Here is a 23,549-nt window from a genome sequence, read left to right on the forward strand (position 1 = left end):
AAGAGTTTAATGATTTCACTAATGCTAATCGGCAACAGTATGGCCGTGGTTGCCGCGCCTGTGGGCAACCCTGCACCCCGGCCGGGGGTGCGCTGCAGATCTTGAAGGCTGTCAGATCACCAACACTGCCTTAACCCAATGCGCAACCGCTTCCGACGGGTCCGGTTGGTGCCGCTCAAACGGGAAAGACATCGTTGCCCCGGCAAAGCCGTTCATTGCCCATCTGCGCAATAATTCGCAGTGCGCCTTTCCGGCAACAGGTCTCCACAACGGTTACGTGTTGACTTGATAATTGTCTTGGGCCGCCACAGACCCCGTGTATGTTCAAAGGCGAGGGTTGAAACCTTGCGAACATGATCTAAAATTAATGCTAATATAGTCGGCACCACAGAAACGATGCCATCATCCGCGGACCTGATGAAGAAGTTCCAATTGCTTTTTCGCGTATCAAGTGCAATCAGCAAGACAACTCACAGCAATCTAAAACGTTCGAGAAAATATGACAGTTGAAATCATAGGGCGCGCATGTCTCGCCCCTGGAGCGAATTCGCCGCAGGCGTTGTTTCGAATTTTGCGCCAGGGCAAATGCACGGTCACGCGTATTCCGTCCGATCGTTGGGACCTTGCACGCTTTTGGCATCCCGTCATCGGCAATCCCGGCAAGACCTACTCCTTCGCTGCGGGCGTGCTCGAAAGTATCTATGATTTCGATCCGGCAGCCTTCGGCATGTCGCAGCGCGAAGCCATGCACATGGATCCGCAACAGCGGGTTTTGTTGCAATTGGCCTGGCGCGCGCTGGAAGATGCCAATATTTCCATCCCGTCCCTGCATGGCGAAAATGTCGGCGTCTATATCGGTGCGTCCAGTCTCGACCACGCCAACCTGACCGTCGAGGATCCGGCTGCCGCCGGTCCGTATTTCATGACCGGAAACACGCTCTCGATCGTTTCCAACCGTATTTCCCATATTTTTGGCCTGAGCGGCCCGAGCATGACGGTCGATACCGCCTGTTCCTCGTCGCTGGTTGCGCTCGACCAGGCGATGCGCGCGTTGAACGCAGGTGAAATCGACACGGCCATCGTTGGCGGCATCAATGTCCTTGCCCACCCGCTTCCGTTCGTCGGATTTGCGCAGGCGCGCATGCTGTCCCCGGAAGGGCTCTGCCGTGCCTACGATAATGACGGCGCCGGTTATGTCCGCGCCGAGGGCGGCGTCGTGTTCGTTCTGCGCCGTTCCGACAGGGCACGGCAGGAAAAGGACCGCAGCTACGCCAAGATCGTTGCCACAGGTGTCAATTCCGCCGGGCGGACCAACGGCATTTCCCTGCCGTCACGCGAAGCCCAGGCCAATCTGCTGCGTGCCATCTATGAAGGCAATAATATCGATTCCAACCAGGTCGCCTTCGTCGAAGGCCATGGGACGGGCACCAAGGTCGGCGATCCGTCCGAAGTCTGGTCGATCGGCACGGTGATCGGCGCCAAGCGGCGCGCGCCGGTACCGATCGGCTCGATCAAATCGAATATCGGCCATACCGAGCCGGCATCCGGCCTGTTCGGCATGCTCAAGGCCGTCATGGCGCTTGAAAACAACTACCTGCCGGCATCGCTGCATTTCGAAACACCGAACGAGAACATCGATTTCGACGGGTTGAACGTCCGCGTGACCGCAAACCCGATCGAATTGCTGCGCGGCAAGCGCGCGCGCCTGGCCGGTATCAACTCCTTCGGCTTTGGCGGCGCCAATGCCCACGTCGTCATCAGCGATCCGGATCCCGTTCAGGACGAACGCAGCCGCAACAACGCCACCGGCCATGTTTTCATGGCAAGTGCTCATACTGCACACAGCCTTGATGAATTGCTGAAGTCGTACAAATCGACGTTCGCCAAAACCTCCAAGGACGAAGCCCGCGCCGTCATCGCCGCGTCAGGTGTCAACCGCACGCAGATGCGCCACCGTTTTGCGGCACGCAGCGACCATCCGGAAGACATTATCCGCGCCATTGCCAGCCACCTCGAAAAGCCAGCGTCCGATATCGGCGAAACCGGCGAAGCAGTGACGAAGGACGCAAAGGTTGCCTTCGTCTTCTCCGGCAACGGCTCGCAATGGGCTGGCATGGGTGTAGAGGCCTTCCGCGAAAACCTGCATTTCCGTCAGTGCTTCACCTCGGTGAGTGCGCTGTTCAAGTTCCATTCGGACATCGTGCTCACCGATTTGCTGACAGATCCGGATTTGGACAAGAAGCTGTCCGACACGAAGTTCGCCCAGCCGCTCTTGTTTGCGGTCCAGGCGGCGCTGTCGGATTCGCTTGTCGCCATGGGCATCAAGCCGACGGCTGTGTTCGGTCACTCGGTCGGCGAAATCGCTGCGGCCTATGCCGCAGGCGCCCTGTCGCTGGTCGATGCTGTCTCGATCGTCGCCAAGCGCTCGCTGCACCAGGATCTCCTGGCTGGTCAGGGCACGATGGCCGCCGCCATGCTCGGTGAAGACGCTGCAAACGCTTTCGCCAAATCACGCGGACTTGAGCAGGTCTGCGTCGCGGCTATCAACGCCCACAATTCGGTAACGATTTCCGGCCCTGCACACGAGGTTTCCGCCTTCCGCGACGCCGCCCGCAAGGCGAAGATCCCCGTCCAGATTCTCGATATCAACTATCCGTTCCATCACCCGATCATCGATCGGGCCAAGAAAGCCTTCCTCGCCGATATTCCGGACATCGCGCCGCGCAAATCCGAACTTGCATATCTGTCCACCGTCACCGGCGAGCGGATGGATGGCACGCAGCTTGATCCGGATTACTGGTGGAAGAACGTCCGCGAACCGGTTCGCTTCCAGGCCGCGACCCAAGCCGCTATCGAACTTGGCTGCAGCCTGTTCATCGAAATTTCGCCACGGCCGATCCTCTCGTCCTATCTCAAGGAGACGGTCAAGCAAGCGTCGATCCCTGGCACGGTCGTTGCGACCTTGCTGCGCGATGGCGGCGAAAAAGGCCAGGATCCCATCTCCCGCGCCATGGCGCGGGCGATTGCCCATGGCGCAGCCTTCGACGAAGCGCGTCTGTTCGGGAAGCGCAATGCCTTCATCCGCCTTCCGGACCTGCCGTTCGAACAGACCGAGTTGCGCCCGGCATCAACCAGCGACGCCGCCGACCTGTTTGGCCGTGGCTCCAAGACGCCCTATACGCTCGCAGGCTGGCGCGCCGATTTGAACAGCGGTAGCTGGAAAAACCATGTCGATGCGCATCTGTTTCCCGATCTTGCCGAGCATATCGTCGATGGCAAGGCTATTCTGCCGGGCAGCGGTTTCATAGAGATCGCCATTTCGGCTGCACAGCAATACTATGGCACCACAGAGGTCGACATCACCAATTTGGAGATCGTGCGGCCGCTGGAGCTTGCCGACAACCGGATGATGGAGCTTTCCACCATCCTGTCGCCGGAAACCGGCGATATCGAAATCCGCTCGCGTGAGCGTCTTTCGGAAGACGACTGGGCGGTGCACGCGGTGGCGAGAAGCCGCAAACCGATCCCAAGCGAGGCGATGCCCGCCGGCAATGCCTTTGCCGGCCTTGAAAAAACGGCCAGCGTGACGCCTGCAAAAGCCTATGAGACTGCGCGTCAGTTCGGCCTCGATTACGGCCCGCGCTTCCAGTTGATGGCCAAGGCCGTCTGTTATGGCGACCGTTTCATCGACGTCGAGCTGAGGGAGCCTGAAAAGACAGGCAACCCCTTCGTCAGCTACAGCCTCAATCCAATTTCCGTGGACGCGACCTTCCATGGCCTGGTGGCGCTGTTTGACCGCTTTACCGGCGAAGCCGGCGGAGCGCCTTATATTCCAGTGCGCTTCGGCTCCGTGCGCCTGACGAATTCCGGCCTGACCGTCAAGCGGGCCCTAGTCGAGATCGAGCGCATCAGCGCCAACTCGATCAAGGCGAAGTTCCGTTTCTTCGGCAAGGGCGGCGAAGTCATTGCAGCGTTTGACGACTGCCGCTTCCGCCGCACCTATCTGCGCCAGCACAAGACACTGGACATGCTGTCCTTCCATTACGAGGCCGTGCCTTCCGACCGCACTGCACCGCTCGCGACGCTCGGACGTTCGCATGCGCTGCCTTTGCCGCTGCTTGCCGCACCGGACGAGACCGGCATCGACAACACGACGCTTCTGTTCAACGCGGCGATCTATCGTGCCTGCCACGAAATCGCACTGAAGGTTGGCAAGGGTACCGCCAAGGTCGATACAAGGTCGCTTCCCGGCGATTTTGCGTTCCGCTGCTTCCTTTCCAATTGTCTCTATGTTTTGGAAGACGCAGGCTTGTGCGAACACAAGGCAGGCAGCTGGAAGATCGCCACCGAATTCTCGCTTCCTCCCGTCGGCGACATCCTCAAGGAACTCTATGGCGAGCGCTCGGAGCGCGCCGTGGAAGCCGTGCTGATCAACAATTCCTACGCTGAAGCGCTTGACCGCATCGACAGTCTTTTCGCCTCGGAGATATCGGGCAACGAGAACGATCCAGCAAGCAAGCCGCAGGGCTTCATCAGCGATGCAACGCTCGATCACCAGACTGTTCATTCCGAATCCACCCGTCAGCGTATGGATCTGGTCCTTGCGGCGGTCGAAACGGCGCTCACCGGCAAAAACGGCAAGACCGGTTTGCGGATCGTCGAGGCAGGCACCATCTCTGCCGGGTTTACCCGCAGGCTTTCAACGCTGGCGGCAAGATACAATGCCAGCCTGATCGTTGTCGAACCGCGCGAAAATGCCCAGCGCAACCTGGAGATCGCGTTCGAGGAAGACGCGCATGTGAGAGTCCTGAAAAAGGATGCGTTCGCGACCCTTCCGGCTTTCGATCTCGTCGTCAGCGCCTCGGATACGATTTTCACGCTGATCGATGAAGATGGCGCCATTCGCAATGCACTGCGCGTCAGCCTGCGGGAAAACGGGGCGCTTGTCGCCGCCACCAATGCGCCGACCGTGTTCAGCGACTTTGCTTTCGGACTGACCGAGAGCTGGTTTGCCCGCACCCAGGCCGTCGAATTTCCGATCGGCAAGCTGGCGACGGTCACGCAATGGCAGAAAGATCTGACCGATCTGGGCCTGCGCGAGATCTCGGTCGAAGACCGCGAATTGTCGCACGGAAATATCATTGCCGTCGAAGCGCAAGGCGGTCTGTTTACCGATGCCGCCCAGGCTGCCGACGCGCAGCCCGCAGAGATTGCCAAGCCGGTGCTGGTCCTGCATGAAGGCAGTGTTTCGAGCCTGCAGAACAAACTGCCGTCGGGCAAGGATGCCATTCAGGCACCGCTTGTCCATGTACGATTGACGGGCGATTTTGAGACGGACAAGAATAAGATCGCCGAGGCGATCGAGGGATTGCACGAGAAGCCGGTACGGGCTGTCTATCTGTCTTCGCCGACCGCGACGGACCGTAGCCAGGATTCGGCTGCTCTGCAAAATCGCGTCCTGTCGCTCAGTGCGTTCGCCGAGGCACTTCGCCAATATCATGCCAATGCGGAGCCGGCCGCCGATCAGCGGCCCTGCCTCGTGATCGCTGCTCCAGGTGGCGCGCCCGTCACTTTGAGTGCGCGCGACAAGGATGTCTCCGGCTCAAGCGTCAATAGCGGCCTTTGGGCATTCGCCCGTGTGCTGCAGAACGAGTATGATTTCCTCGACATTCATTCGCTCGATTTCACCGGACCCAAGGCCGAAGCCGGCAATCAGCTTGCCGCTGCGATTTCGATGCTCGGCGATACCAGCGGAAACCGCGAATGGCTGCTTGACGGAAAAAGCGGTATCCTTTCGGAAATCCGTGCCGTTCCGGGACCGGTCGAACAAACCTTGCGCAAGACGACCGATTTCAAGGCTGCGACCATCCGCCAGCGTGTGAGTTCACAGGTCGGCAGCATTGCCTGGGAACAGTCTGAAATCCCTCAAGCAGGTCCGGACGATGTCGTCGTTGCAGTCGCTGCAACCGGCCTGAACTTCCGCGACGTGATGTGGGCGATGGGACTTCTGCCGGAAGAAGCGCTTGAAGACGGCTTTGCCGGAGCGACGATCGGCATGGAGCTTTCTGGTCATGTCGTCGCCATCGGCAGCAGCGTCCGCGACCTTTCGGTCGGCGATGCCGTGATGGCGATCGCACCCGCAGCCTTTTCCACACATGTCGTCGTTTCCCGGTCGGGCGTCGCCAGACTGCCCGAAACCGTCAGCCCCGTTGCGGCGGCAACCGTTCCGGTTGCCTTCCTCACCGCCTATTACGCAATGATCGAGCTTGGCCGCATCCGAGCCGGCGAAACGATCCTGATCCACGGCGCCGCCGGCGGTGTCGGCCTTGCAGCCTTGCAGGTTGCCAAGCTCGCCGGGGCGAAAGTCATCGCCACGGCGGGAACGCGCGAAAAGCGCCGTTTCCTGAAGATGCTCGGCGCCGATCACGTCTTTGATTCGCGCTCGCTGGCCTTCGTCAACGACATCCTCGGTGTCACCGGCGGCGAAGGCGTCGACCTGGTCCTGAATTCGCTGTTTGCCGAAGCCATGGAACAGAGCCTGTCGCTGGTAAAGCCGTTCGGCCGCTTCCTCGAACTGGGCAAGCGCGACTACTATGCCGACAGCAAAATCGGCCTGCGTCCGTTCCGCCGCAACATCAGCTATTTCGGTATCGATGCCGACCAGCTGCTGGTCAATGCGCCTGATCTGACGAAGCGGATTTTCACCGAAATCGGTGCGCTATTCGAAGAAGGCAAGCTGGTACCGCTTCCCTACCGTGCGTTCGGGTTCGACGAAATCGGCAATGCTTTCCGGCTGATGCAGAACGCTGGCCATATCGGCAAGATCGTCGTGCTGCCGCCCGTTGCCGGACGCGATGAGGTCGCGAACCGGCCAGCCGCCCGCATGTCGGTCGATAGCCTCGGCGTGCATCTGGTCGTTGGCGGCATTGGTGGCTTCGGTCTTGCCGCTGCCAACTGGCTGGTCGAAAAGGGCGCGCGCAATGTCGCGCTCGCCACCCGGCGCGGTATCGCCGATCTCGATACCCTCGAAGCGGTCAAGCGCTGGGAAAACATGGGCGTTTCGGCGACCATCCATGCCTGCGACGTGACCGACGAGGCGGCTGCGGACGCGCTTTTGAAAACACTTCGCCAGATCGGTCCCCTAAAGACCGTCGTTCACGCGGCGATGGTTCTCGACGACGCATTGATCAACAATCTCAACCGCGAACGCAACCGTCCGGTCATCGACGTGAAGGCGCAGGGAGCCGCCGTTCTCGACCGGTTGACGCGCACGGACGCGCTCGAACACTTCATCATGTTCTCCTCGGCAACGACATTGGTCGGCAATCCCGGCCAGGCCAACTATGTGGCTGCCAACGGCTATCTCGAAGGCCTTGCCCGCGCTCGCCGGCTTGAGGGGCTACCGGGCCTGGCGATCGGCTTCGGCGCGATCGCCGACAAGGGCTATCTGGCACAGAATACCGACGTCAACGATCTGCTCTCCAAGCGCATCGGCAAGACGGCCCTGAAGGCGCAATCCGCCCTCAATCAGGTCGAGAGCTATATCCGCTCCGATCCGGGCACGGTGGATGCCGCAGTGGCGATGGTTTCCGAACTCGATTGGGCGGCGGCGCGCAGTCTGCCGGTTGTTCGCAATGCCCTGTTCGAGGTCATCCTGCGGACGGCTGACCAGCACACCGCAGGCAGCGATGGCACGACCATGGATCTCGTGGCGATGATCGATGGAAAGTCTCCCCAAGAAGCCGAAGACATTCTCTATGACCTGGTGGCCAGCGAGATTGCCGCCATCCTGCGCGTGTCGAAGGATACGATCTCACGCAACAAGATTCTCAAGGAAATCGGCCTCGACAGCCTGATGGCCGTTGAACTGGGGATCAGCTTCCAGCAGAATACCGGCTTCGATATGCCGCTGAGCGGTGTCGCCGACACGACGACTGTTGGCGATGTTGCGCGCAAGCTTTATGACAAGGTCAGCAAGCGGGATCACGGCAGCGACGAAGACAGCGAGCCCGGCGACAACAAGATCGTCAACGAGCTCGCTCAGCGCCATACCGGCAACGGTACGGAGAAGGCGGCCAGCCAATGAGCGATAACGAGGAACGCAACAACGTTTCCAAGATGAACAGCAGCCTGAAGGAAAACCTTCTGGACAAGATGCGCAACACGCATCAGTCGTCGGAACGCAACCGCATGGCTCGTTCCGAACGCGACGTTCCTCCGCCGGTCAGGCGCAAGCAGACGCGGTTCGAGGATTTGCCGGAATACAAGCAGGTCCAGACCCAGAAGATCGCCAGCGAGCAGCTGGGCATCGACAACCCGTTCTACCGCGCACACCAGACGGCAGCCGGCGCAACGACGGTGATCGACGGACGCAAGCTGATCAACTTCGCATCCTATGATTATCTCGGCCTCAACCGGCATCCGCATGTTCTCGCCCAGGCCCGCGACACCATCAACACGTTCGGTATCTCGGCATCCGCCAGCCGGCTCGTGGCAGGCGAACGTCCGGCCCACGCAGAACTCGAAGAGCGCATTGCCGCCTTCTACGGCGTCGAGGCGTCGGTCTGTTTCGTCAGCGGCTACCTGACCAATGTTGCGGCGATCAGTTGCCTGATGGGTCCGAAGGACCTCGTGGTGCATGACGAGTTCATTCACAACAGCGCGCTTGCCGGCATCAAGCTGTCGGGCGCCACGCGGCGTCTGTTCAAGCATAATGATGCAAACGACCTGGAACACGTGCTGCGCACGGTTGCAGGCGACTATCGCCGTATCCTGGTAATCGTCGAGGGCGTCTATTCGATGGATGGCGATATCGCCAACCTGCCGGCCATCGTGAAGCTGAAGACCGAATATGGCTTCTGGCTGATGGTCGATGAGGCCCACTCCCTCGGCATCCTCGGAAAGCGCGGCAAAGGCACGTTCGAACATTTCGGTATTGATCCGCGTCAGGTCGATATCTGGATGGGAACGCTTTCCAAGACGACTTCGAGCTGCGGCGGCTATATTGCCGGTAGCGGTGCTCTCGCAGCGGTGCTGAAGGCGACAGCCGGCGGCTTCGTCTACAGCGTCGGCCTCGCGCCGGTTCTGACTGCATCGGCTATTGCGAGCCTCGACATTCTGGAAGGCGAGCCGGAGCGTGTCGCTGCCTTGAGGCGCAACGGCGCGCTCTTCCTCAAGCTTGCCCAGGAAGCCGGCCTCGATACGGGTCTGAGCGCAGGCTTTTCCGTGGTTCCGGTCCTGGTCGGCGATTCGCTGCGCGCGGTGCAGCTGTCGAACGATCTCCTTGCCGCCGGCATCAACGCGTTGCCGATCATTCATCCGGCGGTTCCGGAAGGGATGGCGCGTTTGCGGTTCTTCATCACCAGCGAACACACCGAGGAACAGATCCGCCAGACAGTGGCGATGACGGCTGAAAAACTCAAGGATCTTACCGAGCGGAATTTCGGTCTCGCATCGATCGATGTCCAGCAGATGATGAAGATGCTCGCCTCCCGGTAAAGTCGCTCTCCCGAAACAGCCAGGCCAATATTCATGAACCGAAGCGGTTTTGCGGCATGACTCATGTGATCATCACAGGCGGTTCGAGCGGCATCGGCCTGGCGCTGGCGCGCCTCTATGCCGCGCGCGGCGCACGCATATCGCTTCTGGCACGCTCCCTGCCGGCGCTTGAAGCGGCGATGATGGAACTTGCAAGACATGGGCACGAACCATCGATCCGGATCGAAAGTACCGACGTTGCCGACGAAGACCAGACATTGGCGGCGATACACAAATGCGAAGATGCCTTCGGCCCCTGTGACATCCTGATCACGTCTGCGGGAATCGTCGAACCCGGACGGTTCGACGCGCTGTCGTCGGCGGCCTTCCATCGGCAGGTTCAGACAAACCTGTTCGGCAGCATCCACGCGGTGCGCGCTGTTTATACCGCCATGACAGAACGGCGCTCCGGCAGGATCATGCTGATTTCTTCCGGCGCAGGCTTGATCGGTATTTACGGCTACACCGCCTATTGCGCCTCGAAGTTCGCCCTGCACGGGTTCGCCGACGCTTTGCGCTCGGAGGCAAAGCCGCATGGGGTCAACGTTTCCGTCTGTTTCCCGCCGGATACCGAAACGCCGCAATTTTCCCGCGAATTGGAACATCGGCCGCTTGAAGCAACCGTGATCATGGGGCGCATTGCTCCCTGGTCTTCCGCCACTGTTGCACTCCGGATCGCACGGGCGATCGACAAGGGCCAATTCGAGGTATTTTTCGGCTGGACGCTGTGGGCGCTGGGACGCTTCGGCTCGGCGGTGAAGCCGGTTCTCAACTGGTGGTTCGACAGAGGCATTCAGCGGGTCGGAGGGCGGCGCTGAACAGCCATAGTTGCTTGTATCCGCCGCCAATAGGATTTAAATGTCGCTCTGTCGCGGCGGTGCATGACGCGTCGGCGGCCATGAAAGATCGAAGGTATCCGTTTGGCGTTGACGTCGCTCCACATGCACTACCATCCGGTAACGCTGACCTTTTTCTGCTACGCGCTGGCTTGTGCCGTCATCCTTTACACGGATAAATTTGCCCTGCCCGCACGCGAGCGCCGAAAGCACCGGCCACCATTCAGCCGCCGGCGTGCCGCCGTCGATATCCTCTCGCGGCTGCCGATCATAGCGCTCGTGTTCGCGGGCTTCTTCTCGATCTCCTGGCGCCCTCTCTACGCGAGCGCCGGTACGATGAGCTTCTTCGTCATCTTCACCGGCATATCCCGGGCCAAGTTCAAGTTCATTCGCGAACCTCTGGTCTTTTCAGACATTGCTCTGGTTGCCGACGTCTTCAAGTACAAGTCGATCTTCTACGCCAACTCGCTCAACATCGTTTTCTGGATCGTCGCCTTCCTGTATGTCTTCGGCGTCTCCGGCCTCTACATGTATTTCGAGCCGAACATTCTGCCGGAGAGCCATACGTTCGGCTGGATCATCGCCGCGATCCTGGTCGCGGACTTGCCGTGGGTTCTGCTATTCTACGGCCCCGTCAACCGGCCAGTGGCGGATTTCGTCCAGCATCTCGTCGGCGTGCCGAACGTCAAGGTGAGCACGATCCGCTTCGGCACCTTTGCTTCGGTGATCTTCCATTTCATCCTCTGGCTTGGCCGCCGGCGTGAAAAGATCATTGCGGAACTGTCCGAACGTTTCTTCGCCGCAGTCCAGGATCTGATCGGCCACGATGCCGACAACAAGGCTCCCCTGGTCGTCGTCTGGCAGTCGGAATCGTTCATCGACATGCGCCACTGCGGTGTCGATAGCGTCAAGCTGCCAAACATCGACCGGCTGCAGAAGCTCGCCATCCAATGGGGCCGCCTCGCCACGGTTTTCGAGGGCGGCTATACGCTGCGAACGGAATTTGCCGTGTTGAGCGGGCTTGTTCCCGACGACCTGCATATCGATGCAAGCTATCCCTATCTGCGGGCGAGCCACTATACCGATGTGGTCTGGCCGACGAAGCTGAAAAATGCGGGCTGGAGCACGCATTTCATGCACCCGTATGACCGGACGTTCTTTCTTCGCCATAAAGCCATGCCGCAGCTGGGCTTTGAAAAGATGACCATGCTCGATGAATTCGACCATGATCCGGTCCGCGATGGCCCCTATGTTTCGGATACGGCCCTGACCCGCAAAGTCATTGCCGCCGTGGAAAGCCAGACGGACGAAAAGGGCAATTTCCTGTTCGTCGCCTCAATGGCCAACCATGGACCTTGGGAGCCCAACCGCGTCGAAGGAGTGGACGATCCCATTGCGATCTATCTCGAAATTCTCCAGCAATCCGACAAGGCGCTGGGTGAACTTGTCGATCATCTGAACAAGCTCGACCGCCCCGTCTGGCTGGTTTTCTACGGCGACCACGCACCCTTGCTGAAATCCTTCGCGGATCCTTTCCCCGATCCCCGCACCGACTATTTCATCGTGCCCCTGGCAGCCGCACGTAAGCCGCAGAATGCGCCGTCGTTTCCACGTAACGAAGAACCCTGGAAGCTGCTGGAAGCCATGCTGAAACATGCCAATCTGCAAAAGGATGATTTGCGATAGTGCCGGCGCCGTTGTTTAAGGACCTGTGACGATGGCTTTGCCAAAAACGTCGGAGCGGCGCGTGTTCCTTTTCCTGCAGGGACCATCCTCGCCGATCTTCGCCAAGATCGCCGGCCGGCTGGAGGCCAGAGGCCATCACTGCCTGCGGATCAACCTCAATCCGGGCGACCAAATCTTCTGGCGGCGCAAGGGCGGCCACAATTTCCGCGGCCGCGGTGGCGATGAGTGGCACGCCTATGTCACCTCATTCATGGATCGGCATGGGGTCACCGATCTCATCCTGTTGGGAGAAGAGCGTCCCTACCATCAGATAGCCATTGGAGCCGCCAGAGAGCGTGCTGTCGAGATTTCGGTTGTCGAGATGGGCTATCTGCGGCCGGACTGGTTGACGCTTGAACGCGACGGGATGTCGTCCAATTCGCATTTTCCCGCAGACCCCGGACAGATCATCGAAGCGGCCCGGCCGCTTGCCGAGCCCGATTGGACGAGACGATATACCCAGAGTTTTGCGGCCGAAGCTGGATACGACCTTCTCTACAATCTGCCGAATGTCTTCCTGTGGTTTCTGTTCCCGCACTATCGCCGCCATGCTCTGTCCCATCCACTGGCCGAATATGCCGGATGGGTGATGCGTCTGGCTGGCGGCAGGCGTAGAAAGCGGGCGGCAACCGCGCTCATCGACAACCTTCTGGCCGGCGCTACCCCGTTTTTCGTTTTCCCGCTGCAACTGCAAACCGACTTTCAGCTGCGGGCGCACTCTCCTTACAATGACCAGCGCGAGGCGATCACCGAGGTTCTCACCTCTTTCGCGAACTATGCACCGAGCGAGGCGCGTCTCGTCGTCAAGGTCCATCCTCTCGACAACGGGCTTATCGACTGGCAAACCTATGTGGCCGGACTGGCAACCCGGCTCGGCATCGATCGGCGCATACAATTCCTGGACGGCGGTGATCTGGGTGCGCTCTTGGGCCGGGCGGCAGGCACCGTCACGGTCAATTCCACAGTGGGGCTTCATGCCCTGCAAATCGGCAAACCCGTCAAGGTTTTGGGCGCAGCTGTTTTCAACATCGCAAAACTCAGCGATCAGGCGGAACTGGATCAATTCTGGGGCGCGCCAAGGCCGCCGGAGGAAACGATCCGGGCTGCTTTTTTCCGTTTGCTCGCGGCGGCAATCCAGGTCAGGGGAAATTTCTACTCCGCCGCCGGGACGGATGGCGGCGCGGAGGCGATTGCGCAGAGACTACACGAGCGTTCCGTGAACAAGCCAGGCGGATTTGTCGATCCGCCTCCGAGACTGAGGCCGGCGAAACGCTCGGCAAGTCGCTTCTGATCCATCTACCGCGCGCGTGTATCCGCGCACCAAATCCTGTCAACGTCCGCTTACGCAACGCCTGCGCGCAAAAGATCGTGAATATGAAGTATCCCGCTGGGAACACCGGTCTCATCGACCAGGAACAGTACAGTCACCTTTTGTGCCTGCATGATTTCCATCGCTGCACTGGCCAACACACTACCCTTGATGACCCGCGGGCTGTGCGACATGACCGTATCGACGCTTTCGAGCAGAAGGTCCTGTGACATATGGCGGCGCAAATCGCCATCGGTGATCACCCCAACGAGTTTGCCCGTCTCACCGGTAATTCCGACGACGCCAAAGCCTTTCGAGGACATCTGGATGACCGCGTCGCCCATTGGGCTGCCGAGCGGCAGCAGCGGGATCGCATCGCCGTCATGCGCCAGTTCCTGAACGAGAAGCAGCTGCGATCCGAGTTTGCCGCCGGGGTGGAAGGTCTTGAAGTCCTGGGCAGAGAACCCGCGCCGCTCGAGAAGCGCAATCGCCAGTGCGTCACCCACAGCCAGTTGCAGCATCGCCGAGGTGGTTGGCGCCAGCCCGTGCGGACAGGCTTCCTGCACCTTGGGCAGGGTGATGGCGACGCTGGAATTGCGCGCCAGCAGGCTTTCGGGATTGGACGTGACGGAAACGACCGGGACATTGAAACGTTTGGCGTAAGCCAGCATGTTTCCAAGCTCAACGGTCTCTCCTGACCATGACAGCAGGATGAGCAGATCTTCGGAGGTGATCATGCCGAGATCGCCATGGCTGGCTTCGGTCGGATGCACGAAATAGGCGGATGTCCCGGTCGATGCCATGGTCGCAGCGATCTTGCGGCCGATATGGCCACTCTTGCCAACCCCGGAAACGACCACGCGGCCACGGCCGCCTGCGATCAGTTCGACAGCATCAACCAGGCTGCGCGCAAGCGCTGGATCGGCGGAAAATTGGGTTGCAAATGCGTTGATACCATCGACTGCCGTGGCAATCGATCGCCGCAGCGATTCAATGACAATGCCTTCTTGCGGAGGGTTCATATCGATTTGCCTGAGACCCATGATCGCCACTCCAAAACCACACCGAGGCATCCCGTTATCACCAGAGCACTCGCGGATCGGCCAAAACGGCCGAATTGCCCTCTTATTGGCGCAATAGGCCTGACCGTCAAGTCCGGCGGTCGAGGACAGGAACCTGCGGGGTCAGCTTGCCCGCTGTGCGACGATCTCGTCTTCCCCGGCAGTCAACTGGCCGGGATTGCCGACGAAAGCTTCCAGGGTCATCGTATCGAGAATATCGGCGATGGCATCGCGGACTGTCGTCATCGACCTGCGGACTTCGCACGTATCCGGATCGTTGCAGTCATCGCAGACTTCGTACGCCGTACGGCTGGCACAGCGGATCGGCGCCAGAGGGCCGTCCAGCGTCCGCACGACCTGTCCGATGCGGATTTCGGATGCGGGCCGCGATAGCGAATAACCGCCGCCGGGTCCTTTTTTCGAGCGCAGGATGCCGGCATTTCGCAGTTCCAGCAGAATAGTATCGAGAAACTTCTTCGGGATATTGTTCCGGCTGGCGATCTCGGTGATGAAGGCTGTCTCACCCGGATCAAGCCGCGCCAGATCGACCAGCGCCTTCAATCCGTATTTTCCCTTTTTGGTCAGCATCGCAGTTCGCTCTTTTCACAAATAGGCATCGAAAATGGCGCCTATTTGCTGATTGCCATCACATAACCCGGCATATCACATGGGAAGCCGTGCCAATATACCGATTTAGTGAAAAGATGGCCAAACTGCGGTTTTCATACCTATTTGTGGCTTATGCGACCGCATAGACCGCAGAGGTGTCCTGAACCGGCAACACCGGCTGGCGGACAGCCTGTGCCGACATCAACTGACGCACCGCCGCCCTTGCTTCTTCGGCCGAGCGAAAGTGGCGCGAATCAAGATCCCAGACGTGATATTTCACAGCGACGAACTTCAACCGGCCTGCATCCGGGACGACGACACCGACAGCTTCACCGCCGAATTCTATAACCTGCTTGCTCATGGGATAGTGCTCCTACCGCGCCTCGGCGCGGATCATTCAAATCGTGCAACATTCAAAGAAAAGACTGCGTGGAATTCACATTCGCCAGAAGGTGCGAATGCAAAGGTCTTTCGTTGTGCGACAATGGGAATGCGCGCCTCGGAAAGTGGCGATGCGGGCAACGTCAGACATGGCTCTCTCCTTCGGCAAGGCCCGGCTGGATGCTCTCCGGGCGCGTTACAGGTCTCCGCTGCGGCCTATGCCATCTGCGAACAACCACAAGATAGGATAGACCACAAATTTAGTCAATTAAATTTGTCTACCCGCGAAAAATAATACTATTCCATTCGATGTTTCAGTCGAATGCAGCAAGGCTTGTTCACGAAACTGGAGATCGTAGAATGAAAATCTAGTTTTCTTTCGAAATCCGAACCGTGTTCACCGCTGTTATGTAGGCGCATCGTGAGACAAAAAAAGGGCAGCCGAAGCTGCCCTTTCATTTTTTCATGGAGAAATCGATCAGCTCTTGGCCAACTCGGTTCCCGGAGCGCGGGTTGCCTCGCGGTCCTTCCACCAGCGGCTGAGGAACAGCAGGATCGGGCCGCCGATATAGATCGACGAGGTCGTTGCGACGATGACGCCGAAAATCATCGGCCAGGCAAAGCTCTTCACCGCATCGCCACCCCAGATCGCCATTGGCACCAGCGAAAACGCCGTTGCCATCGAGGTGAAGATGCATCGTGCCAGCACCTGGTTGATCGACATGTCGATCAGGTCGGAGAATGGCATCGACTTGTACTTGCGCAGGTTTTCCCGCATGCGGTCGTAGACCACCACCTTGTCGTTCACCGAATAGCCGATCATCGTCAAAAGGGCCGCGATGGCGGTCAGATTGAAGTCGATGCCGGTCAGCGCGAAGAAGCCGATCGTCTTGGTGATGTCGAGCAGAAGCACCGCAATGGCGCCAACGGCAAAGTGCCATTCGAACCGCCACCAGATGTAGAACAGGATCGCCAGCATCGCGAGAACGACGGCGAGGAAGCCTGAACGGGCAAGTTCGGCCGAGATCGTCGGACCGACGACTTCGGTGCGTTCGAAGCTGACGTCCGGAATGACCTGGACCACGCCATCCTTGATCTTGTTCAAGGCAACGGTCTGCTCCTGTTCGCTGCCCGGCTGACGCTGGACGCGAATCAGCACCGACTGGTTCTGACCGAATTCCTGCAGTGCCACTTCGCCGAGGCTCAGCCCTTCCAGCTCTTCGCGCAGCTTGGGCAGGTCGAGCACGGATTTCGACGTCGCCTCCACCTGGATACCGCCGACGAAGTCGATGCCGTAGTTCAGGCCCGGATGGAAGAATAGGACCACGGAGCTGATCGACAGGAAGGCCGACATGCCGATGGCGATGAAGCGGCCCTTCATAAAGGAGATCTTCGGAATATGCGGAACGCCGCCGAACAGCGACGGGATTTCCAGTTTCTTCATCTTGCGGCGGACGACAACTTCACGCATCGCCAGGCGGACGACGGTGATCGAGGTGAACATCGAGATGACGATGCCGAGCATCATGGTGATCGCGAAACCGCGAACCGGACCGGTGCCGAACATGAACAGCAGGATGGTGCCGGAGAGCGTCGTGACGTTACTGTCGATGATGGTGGCATAGGCCTTGTTGAAGCCGATATCGAGCGCCTTCATCGCCCCTGCCCCGCCTTCCGTTTCCTCCCGGATACGGGCGTTGATCAGGATGTTGGCGTCCACCGCCATGCCGATACCCAGAATGATACCGGCGATACCGGGCAGCGTCAGCGTCGAACCGAGCATGCCGAGCACACCGATGGTGAGGATGGTGTGCAGCAGAAGGCCGAGATTGGCGATCATGCCCCAGGCGCCGTAGAGCAGCACCATCAGCGTGACGACAAGGGCAAAGCCGGCAAGACCGGTATAGATACCCATGCGGATCGAGTCGGAGCCGAGGTTTGGACCAACCGAACGCTCTTCGATGATGGTCAGCGGTGCCGGCAGGGCGCCGGAGCGCAACAGTGCCGAAAGAACGGTTGCTTCCTGGGCGGTGAAGTTGCCGCTGATCTGGCCCTGGCCGCCGGGGATCGGTTCGTTGATGCGCGGCGCCGTCAGGACCTTGCCGTCGAGCACGATGGCGAAAGGCAGGCCGACATTGTCGCGGGTGATTTCGGCAAATTGCCGTGCACCCTGGCTGTCGAACGTGAAGGAAACGATCGGTTCGTTGGTCTGCTGGTTGAAGCCCGCCTTGGCGTCGGCGAGACGTTCGCCGGAAATCGCCACACGGCTTTCGACCGCATATTTGGCGCCGTCATTTGTGCCCGGCAGGATATCGACGCCGCGCGGCGGCGTGGCCGTATTTGGATCGACCGTTGTGTCTACCATGTGGAAGCTCATCTGCGCCGTTGAGCCAAGCAGCTGACGCAGGCGCGTCGGGTCCTGCAGGCCCGGCAACTGGACGAGAATACGGTCGGAACCGACACGCTGGATCAGCGGTTCGGCGACGCCGACCTGGTCGACGCGGCGGCGGATGATTTCAAGGCTCTGGTCGACGGCGGCCGTCATGCGTTCGCTGAGACCGGCTTCCGTGAGCTTGACCGTGATGGTGTCGTCTGCCGCCGCGACCTCGATATCCGAGCTCGCCGTACCGAAACCGAGCGTGCCGGCCGGTGTCGCCAGCTCCCGGATTTTCGGCATCACCTTGTCGCGATCCGCCTGATCGGCGATCTTGACGGCGATGGAATCGCCGGCGATACGGGCAGACGATGTCGGGATCCGCTCGGTGCGAAGCACACCGCGAATATCGTCGAGCAGCGTGTTGAGACGCGCCTGACGCAGACCGGCGGCATCGACTTCCAGAACCAGGTGGGAACCACCCTTAAGGTCAAGGCCGAGCGTGACCGGCTTGACCGGCAGGAAGGACGCATATTGCTGCTGGACGGATGCCGGCAGGATGTTGGGCAGCGCCGCGAGTATCCCAAACAGGGTAATCGCGACATAGGCCAGAACGGCCCATTTCGAAGTGCGCATGTTGAGGTTCCATTATAGCCCGCGCCCATCCGGCAGAGCCTGGGACGGCGGGTGTGATGCGTCAAGTAAAGTTGCGCCGATGCGCAAAAGACCGCCTCAGGCAGTCTCAGGCGTAAAACGCCGGAGGTCCGCGAGCGCGGGTCGTGTAACCCTTCTCGCCCGTTATCTCAGCATGCAAAAGACCGGTAGAGGGCATGCTGCCGTAAGAGATCGACGCGACGAAAACCGGAGCAGGCAGCACAAATGGCCCCGGCCCGCCCGGCGAAGACTTGCCGTCGATGCGATCAGCCAGGAAACGCAGATCGGCAACTGGAAAAGCACGAACGGCATGACGCGCCAGTGTCGTGTCGGAGGCTCCGCCCTCCGGAACGGCCACGTTGCCGGCACTCGCCTCCGTCAGAAACCGCGATGACAGTCCTTGCGCCGACGCGACGAACTGCATGGCAAGTGCCGCCGCCAGAATCCACAGCACGGCAAAAAGCTTGCCTGCCTGGTTCCTGTCGATGCTGTTGCCGTTCATGCCCATAGAGGACATCGTCCTTCCCGTTGGCGCGCCGTTTTTACAGCAAATCGCCGAACTGCACGCCGATTCAGCCTGCAAGCGCGCCTAAAAACCATCGCGCGCTACCAAAGTCAAATCTTACCATCACATCGCGCCGTTGAACATCCTCGACGCCGCAACGCTCACGCGGTAACACCCGCCGTCCGCGTCTGATGGATCTCGATCAACGAGGGACCGCCGCGTTTGCGCGCATCCGCCAGCGCCGCCCCCAGATCGCCGGCCTTTGACAGCCGCACCGCCGGTACGCCGTACGCACTGGCGGCGAGCAGGAAATCCGGAGCCGATGGTTTTACACCCTCCGGGGTGATGCCGGACTCGACCATGAAGCTTTCGATCTCCTGGTAACCGTCATTGTTCCAGACGACGAAGATGACATTGGCGTTGATATCGGCCGCCGATCCCAGTTCGGCCAGCGAAAACTGGATGCCGCCATCGCCGACGAGGCAGATGACCGGCTTGTCCGGATCGGCAACAGCCGCACCGACGGCCGCCGGCGGCGCATAGCCGAGCGCGCCGAAACCGGTCGCCGAGTTGAACCAGCTCTTTGCCCGCGGCGCATCGCAATAGAGGTTGCCGGCATAGACGGCCTGGGTGCTGTCGCCGACGATCACGCAATCGGGCAGCGCCTGATAAATCGCGTCGATGACGCCGATTTCGGCCCGCATCTTCGCCGTCAGTTCCGCCATGGCAGCCTTGCGCGTTGCCGCCGCCCGTTCCTTGCCCCTGCTTGCCGGTTGGGCCGTCAGGAACACCAGAATACCGGATATCGCCGCCTTGGCGCCCGACAGGATGGACAGGGCCGCATGCGGCCCGCGCGCCAGCTGGGCTGCGTCGATATCGGTGCGAATCAAATTGCCGAGGAGCGGAAAACCGCCATCGGCATACATGTCATAATCGGTCTGACCCATTTCGGTGCCAAGCGCGATGACCAGATCGGCATCGGAAATCAGCGACCGCACGGCCTTGAGGCTGGGGCTTGCTGGAACCCGGAGCGGATGACCGGCCAGCATGCCGCGCGCATTGACGGTCATGACAACCGGCGCGCCGATCCGTTCGGCCAACTCCTGGATTTCCGCTTCTGCCGTAATCGCACCGCCGCCGCAGAGGATTACCGGGCGCTGCGCATCACCACAAAGAATGGCGGCCTTCTGAAGTGTCTCGGCATCAGCCCTTGGCCGCGTTGCCGTGGCTTTTCGCAGCGGGGGTGCCGCGATGCGGGCCGTCATGACGTCTGTCGGGATCTCGATATGCACCGGGCCCGGCCTGCCGGAGGTGAAGATGGCAAAGGCCCGCTCCACCACGGGTCCGAGATCGGCCGGATTGAGCAGGGTCTGCGAATAGAGCGCCAGCGTCTTGATCATGCCGTGCTGGTCCGGCAGCTCGTGCAGCAGTCCACGACCGTGACCGAGCGAATCGCGGCGGTTGACGCCGGAAATCACCAGCATCGGGATCGAATCCTGCCGCGCCTGCGCCATTGCCGTGATCGTATTGGTGAGCCCCGGACCGGTGATGACCAAAGCCACGCCGGGCTTGCCGCTGACGCGGGCGTAACCGTCGGCCATGAAGCCCGCACCCTGCTCGTGGCGCGGCGTCACGTGGCGGATTTTCGAGGCGGCGAGGCCGCGATAGAGCTCGACCGTATGGACGCCCGGAATGCCGAACACCACCTCGACGCCATTGGCCTCGAGCAGGTCGACCAGCACTTCGCCGACGGTTTTCAGGGCTTCGCTCATGCGCGGCGCTCCTTCGGCGTCAAAAGCCGGATCGCCAGCTTGGTGATCCGGGCGCAGGCTTCCTGAATGACCGTGTCCGGAACCGTCAGGCTGACGCGCACGAAGGAGGTCGCCTCGTTGCCGAACGATGCTCCGGGCATGACCGCAACATGCTCCTGCTCCAGCAGCATCCAGGCAAAAGCTTCGCCCGTCAGGCCGGTGCCGCGCACATCGATCAGCGTGAACATGCCGGCTTCCGGCGGCAGCGGCACGATACCCGGCACATTCGACAGTCCCTCGACGATCAGATCGGCGCGGGTCTTGTAGGACGTGCGCATGGCGGCCGACGTGCCGATGTCATGGGTCAGCGCATAGGCCGTCATATCGGCGATGAAGGGCTGGACGCCGAACAGCATGGTTTCGGAGACCGGCAACAGGCGGCTGGCGAATTCGACCGGGCCGACAGCCCAGCCGCTGCGGAAGCCGGGGGCGGCGTGCGACTTGGAGATCGAGGATACCACGATCGTGCGCTCGGCCAGTTCGGGATCGTCGAAGGGCGAGGCAAACGGCCCGTTGAAGATCAGTTCCTCATAGACCTCGTCGCAGACGATCCAGAGATCGTGCTTGCGGCAGATGTCGCCGATCGCCTTGATCTCGTCTGCCGTCAGCACGGCACCGGTCGGATTGTGCGGCGTGTTGAGCAGCATCACCCGGCATTTCGGCGTGATCGCCTTTTCGAGATCGGCAGCCTGCATGTGAAAACCATGCTCCGGCTTCAACGGCACGGTGACGCGATGCGCGCCGGTCGACTGGATGACCCCATCATAGGTGGCATAAAGCGGATCGCCGACCAAAACGCCGTCACCGGTCTCGACCAGACCCAGCATGACGGAAAACAGCGCCGTCTGCGTGCCGGGAAAGCAGAGCACGTTTTCCGCCGTCACATCCGGGCGGCGCTTGGCGTAGCGGGCGGTCAGCGCGTTGACCACCGAAGGCTCGCCACGGCCGTTGGAATAGCGGTAGCGCCCGGCATTCATCGCCCGCTGCGCCTCGGCGATCAGCGAGGGATCGGCCGGCATGTCCGGTTCGCCGATCGTCAGCTGGATGACCTCCGTTCCACTCGCCTGCATCTGCCGCGCGCGGATGTGCAGCGCCCATTTTTCCGATCCGAGATCGGCCAGACGGTCGGTGATCGATGAATAGCGCATAGGGGTCTCCTACCCTCAGTCAGAATCTTGCGGCATGCTTGCCGCGCTCAGCTGCTACGAGGCGGCCACGTGTTCGTCCCTGCCGAACGGCAATCCCAACAGGGCCTCGCTCGACGACACTGCGATTGCCACAAGCTCGGCCTCTTCGAAAAGCTCGCCTGCAAGGCAAGCCTCCAGCCACAGCCCGTCTATCATGCCATTGATGGCAATCGCATGGCGGCGGCACTCCGCTTCGCCCGAAGACCGGCCTTCTGCCTTCAGGAAATCCCCGATCAAGCCCTGCAAATCATTGCGGAAACCGAGATAGCCTTCACGATGGATCGCCGCAAGCTCCGGATCCAGCCGGACCTGGCTGATGAACGACGCCCAAAGCGACAGGCTGCGGTCATTGGCGACCGGGGCCGTCAGGTTGAGCGTGATGAACCGCTTCAGCCGCGTGCCCGGATCGCCGGAAACATCGGATGCCTTGGCGGCGAAGCTGGCGAGAACCGAGCGATAGGCCTCCTCCACCATCTGGTCCTTGGAGGCGAAATAATGCCGCACGAGGCCGGCGGTGACGCCGGCCCGGATGGCAATCTGGCGGACGGTCGCACCGCGCAGTCCGAACTCGGCGATCGTATCGAGGGTCGCCTCGATCAGTTCCTGCCGCCGCTCCCCCTCCGGCGCGCGGTGGAACGTCCGGCGGTTCATGCGGCCCGCCGCAGAACCGGCCGGGTCAGGCAGGTCGGGCCGCCCTCGCAGGCGATGCACAGCGCATCGGCCTCGAAGGTCTCGACCTTGCACCCAGCCGCTTCCATCGCCGCCTTGGTTTTCGGGAAACCGGCAACCATGATCACTTCGTTCGGCCGGACCGGCAGGACGTTGAGGCTGAGACCATTGCTGGCGTGGAACTCGTCGGCCGGCGCTTCGATCAGGGTGATGCCCCATTCTTTCAACAACTGGTAGAACGAAGCCGGCAGCAGCGGCGCGAAGACAAGCGCCAGATCGCGCGACAGCGGGCTCATCACCGACATCAGATGCAGGCAGGCTTCCTCGCCATGCCAGAGCGGCAGATCATAACCAAGCACGGTGATCCCAAGCGGTTCCAGCATCGTGGTGAGCTGGGAGATCCCCTCCTCATTGGTGCGCACGCCACGGCCGACGACCAGTGTTTCGGCGTCGAGCCAGATGCAGTCGCCGCCTTCGACCGTTCCCGGCGAAACGATACGGCCGAGGATCGGGATACCGGCCGCCTTGTAGGCCGCTTCGTGCAGTGCCGTTTCCTTTTCGCGCAATGGCTTGCCCATGCGCAGGAGGATGGCACCGCGGTCGGACATCAAAGAGGGATCATGGGTGAACATGGCGTCGGCAAGACCATCGCCCTTGTCTTCCAGCCAGAGGATTTCAGCGCCGGACTTTTCCACCAGACGGGTGAATTCGGCATATTGGCGCACGGCCTTTTCGCCATCGAAGGTTGGCCCATAGTGCCATTTCGCAGGATCGGCGGCAACAAGGCTGGCGCCCGGCCGGCGCATCAGCACGCGTGTCAGATTGGCAGACATCTCCTGCGAACCATAAGCCGTCATCGTCTACTCCTGTTGGAAAATTGTTCATCTGGCG

At 60.7% G+C, this 23,549-nt stretch carries 14 protein-coding genes; 5 read left to right on the top strand and 9 right to left on the bottom strand.

What is annotated here, in order from left to right:
* Positions 1–499 precede the first annotated feature (499 nt).
* The 5 genes from ACP7E6_RS08070 to ACP7E6_RS08090 all read left to right on the top strand — a co-directional run bounded on the left by ACP7E6_RS08070 (position 500) and on the right by ACP7E6_RS08090 (position 13,389).
* Positions 500–8,086: a type I polyketide synthase gene (locus ACP7E6_RS08070; protein WP_426229189.1), complete on the top strand. Its 7,587-nt coding sequence runs from the start codon at positions 500–502 to the stop codon at positions 8,084–8,086.
* Positions 8,083–9,498: an aminotransferase class I/II-fold pyridoxal phosphate-dependent enzyme gene (locus ACP7E6_RS08075; protein WP_426229190.1), complete on the top strand. Its 1,416-nt coding sequence runs from the start codon at positions 8,083–8,085 to the stop codon at positions 9,496–9,498. The genes ACP7E6_RS08070 and ACP7E6_RS08075 overlap by 4 nt, the downstream gene beginning before the upstream one ends.
* 56 nt (positions 9,499–9,554) lie before the next feature.
* Positions 9,555–10,355, top strand: a complete 801-nt coding sequence (locus tag ACP7E6_RS08080) for an SDR family oxidoreductase (protein ID WP_426229191.1) — start codon at positions 9,555–9,557, stop codon at positions 10,353–10,355.
* 123 nt (positions 10,356–10,478) lie between these two features.
* Complete coding sequence (locus ACP7E6_RS08085; RefSeq protein WP_426229447.1) at positions 10,479–12,059, top strand: LTA synthase family protein; 1,581 nt, start codon at positions 10,479–10,481, stop codon at positions 12,057–12,059.
* Positions 12,060–12,090: 31 nt separating this feature from the next.
* Entirely contained in the window at positions 12,091–13,389 is a 1,299-nt protein-coding gene (locus ACP7E6_RS08090) for a capsule biosynthesis protein (protein WP_426229192.1), read from the top strand.
* A 50-nt stretch (positions 13,390–13,439) separates the two neighbouring features.
* Here the strand turns inward: ACP7E6_RS08090 and ACP7E6_RS08095 are convergent, their stop codons facing one another.
* The 9 genes from ACP7E6_RS08095 to ACP7E6_RS08135 form a co-directional block, all read right to left on the bottom strand.
* The gene (locus ACP7E6_RS08095; protein WP_426229193.1) at positions 13,440–14,450 is read right to left on the bottom strand and encodes a KpsF/GutQ family sugar-phosphate isomerase; all 1,011 of its coding nucleotides are present in this window, start codon (positions 14,448–14,450) and stop codon (positions 13,440–13,442) included.
* 141 nt (positions 14,451–14,591) lie between these two features.
* A complete protein-coding gene (locus tag ACP7E6_RS08100; protein WP_426229194.1) occupies positions 14,592–15,056 on the bottom strand; it encodes an RrF2 family transcriptional regulator in 465 nt (154 codons plus the stop codon).
* A 151-nt stretch (positions 15,057–15,207) separates the two neighbouring features.
* Positions 15,208–15,438, bottom strand: coding sequence for a hypothetical protein (locus ACP7E6_RS08105; protein WP_426229195.1), 231 nt, complete (start codon positions 15,436–15,438; stop codon positions 15,208–15,210).
* 498 nt (positions 15,439–15,936) lie between these two features.
* Positions 15,937–18,468 (bottom strand): protein translocase subunit SecD, encoded by a 2,532-nt coding sequence (gene secD / locus ACP7E6_RS08110; RefSeq protein WP_426229196.1) that lies wholly within the window; start codon positions 18,466–18,468, stop codon positions 15,937–15,939.
* A gap of 106 nt (positions 18,469–18,574) precedes the next feature.
* Positions 18,575–19,003: a hypothetical protein gene (locus ACP7E6_RS08115; protein WP_426229197.1), complete on the bottom strand. Its 429-nt coding sequence runs from the start codon at positions 19,001–19,003 to the stop codon at positions 18,575–18,577.
* A 149-nt stretch (positions 19,004–19,152) separates the two neighbouring features.
* Entirely contained in the window at positions 19,153–20,763 is a 1,611-nt protein-coding gene (locus ACP7E6_RS08120; RefSeq protein WP_426229198.1) for a 5-guanidino-2-oxopentanoate decarboxylase, read from the bottom strand.
* Positions 20,760–21,950 (bottom strand): pyridoxal phosphate-dependent aminotransferase, encoded by a 1,191-nt coding sequence (locus ACP7E6_RS08125; protein ID WP_426229199.1) that lies wholly within the window; start codon positions 21,948–21,950, stop codon positions 20,760–20,762. Before ACP7E6_RS08125 ends, ACP7E6_RS08120 begins: the two co-directional genes overlap by 4 nt.
* Positions 21,951–22,004: 54 nt before the next feature.
* The gene (locus tag ACP7E6_RS08130) at positions 22,005–22,640 is read right to left on the bottom strand and encodes a TetR family transcriptional regulator C-terminal domain-containing protein (protein ID WP_426229200.1); all 636 of its coding nucleotides are present in this window, start codon (positions 22,638–22,640) and stop codon (positions 22,005–22,007) included.
* On the bottom strand, positions 22,637–23,515 hold the full coding sequence (locus tag ACP7E6_RS08135) for a dimethylarginine dimethylaminohydrolase family protein (RefSeq protein ID WP_426229201.1): 879 nt from the start codon (positions 23,513–23,515) through the stop codon (positions 22,637–22,639). Before ACP7E6_RS08135 ends, ACP7E6_RS08130 begins: the two co-directional genes overlap by 4 nt.
* Between the last annotated feature and the right edge of the window lie 34 nt (positions 23,516–23,549).

Source organism: Pararhizobium sp. DWP3-4 (genome assembly GCF_049898205.1).
Lineage (GTDB): Bacteria > Pseudomonadota > Alphaproteobacteria > Rhizobiales > Rhizobiaceae > Pararhizobium.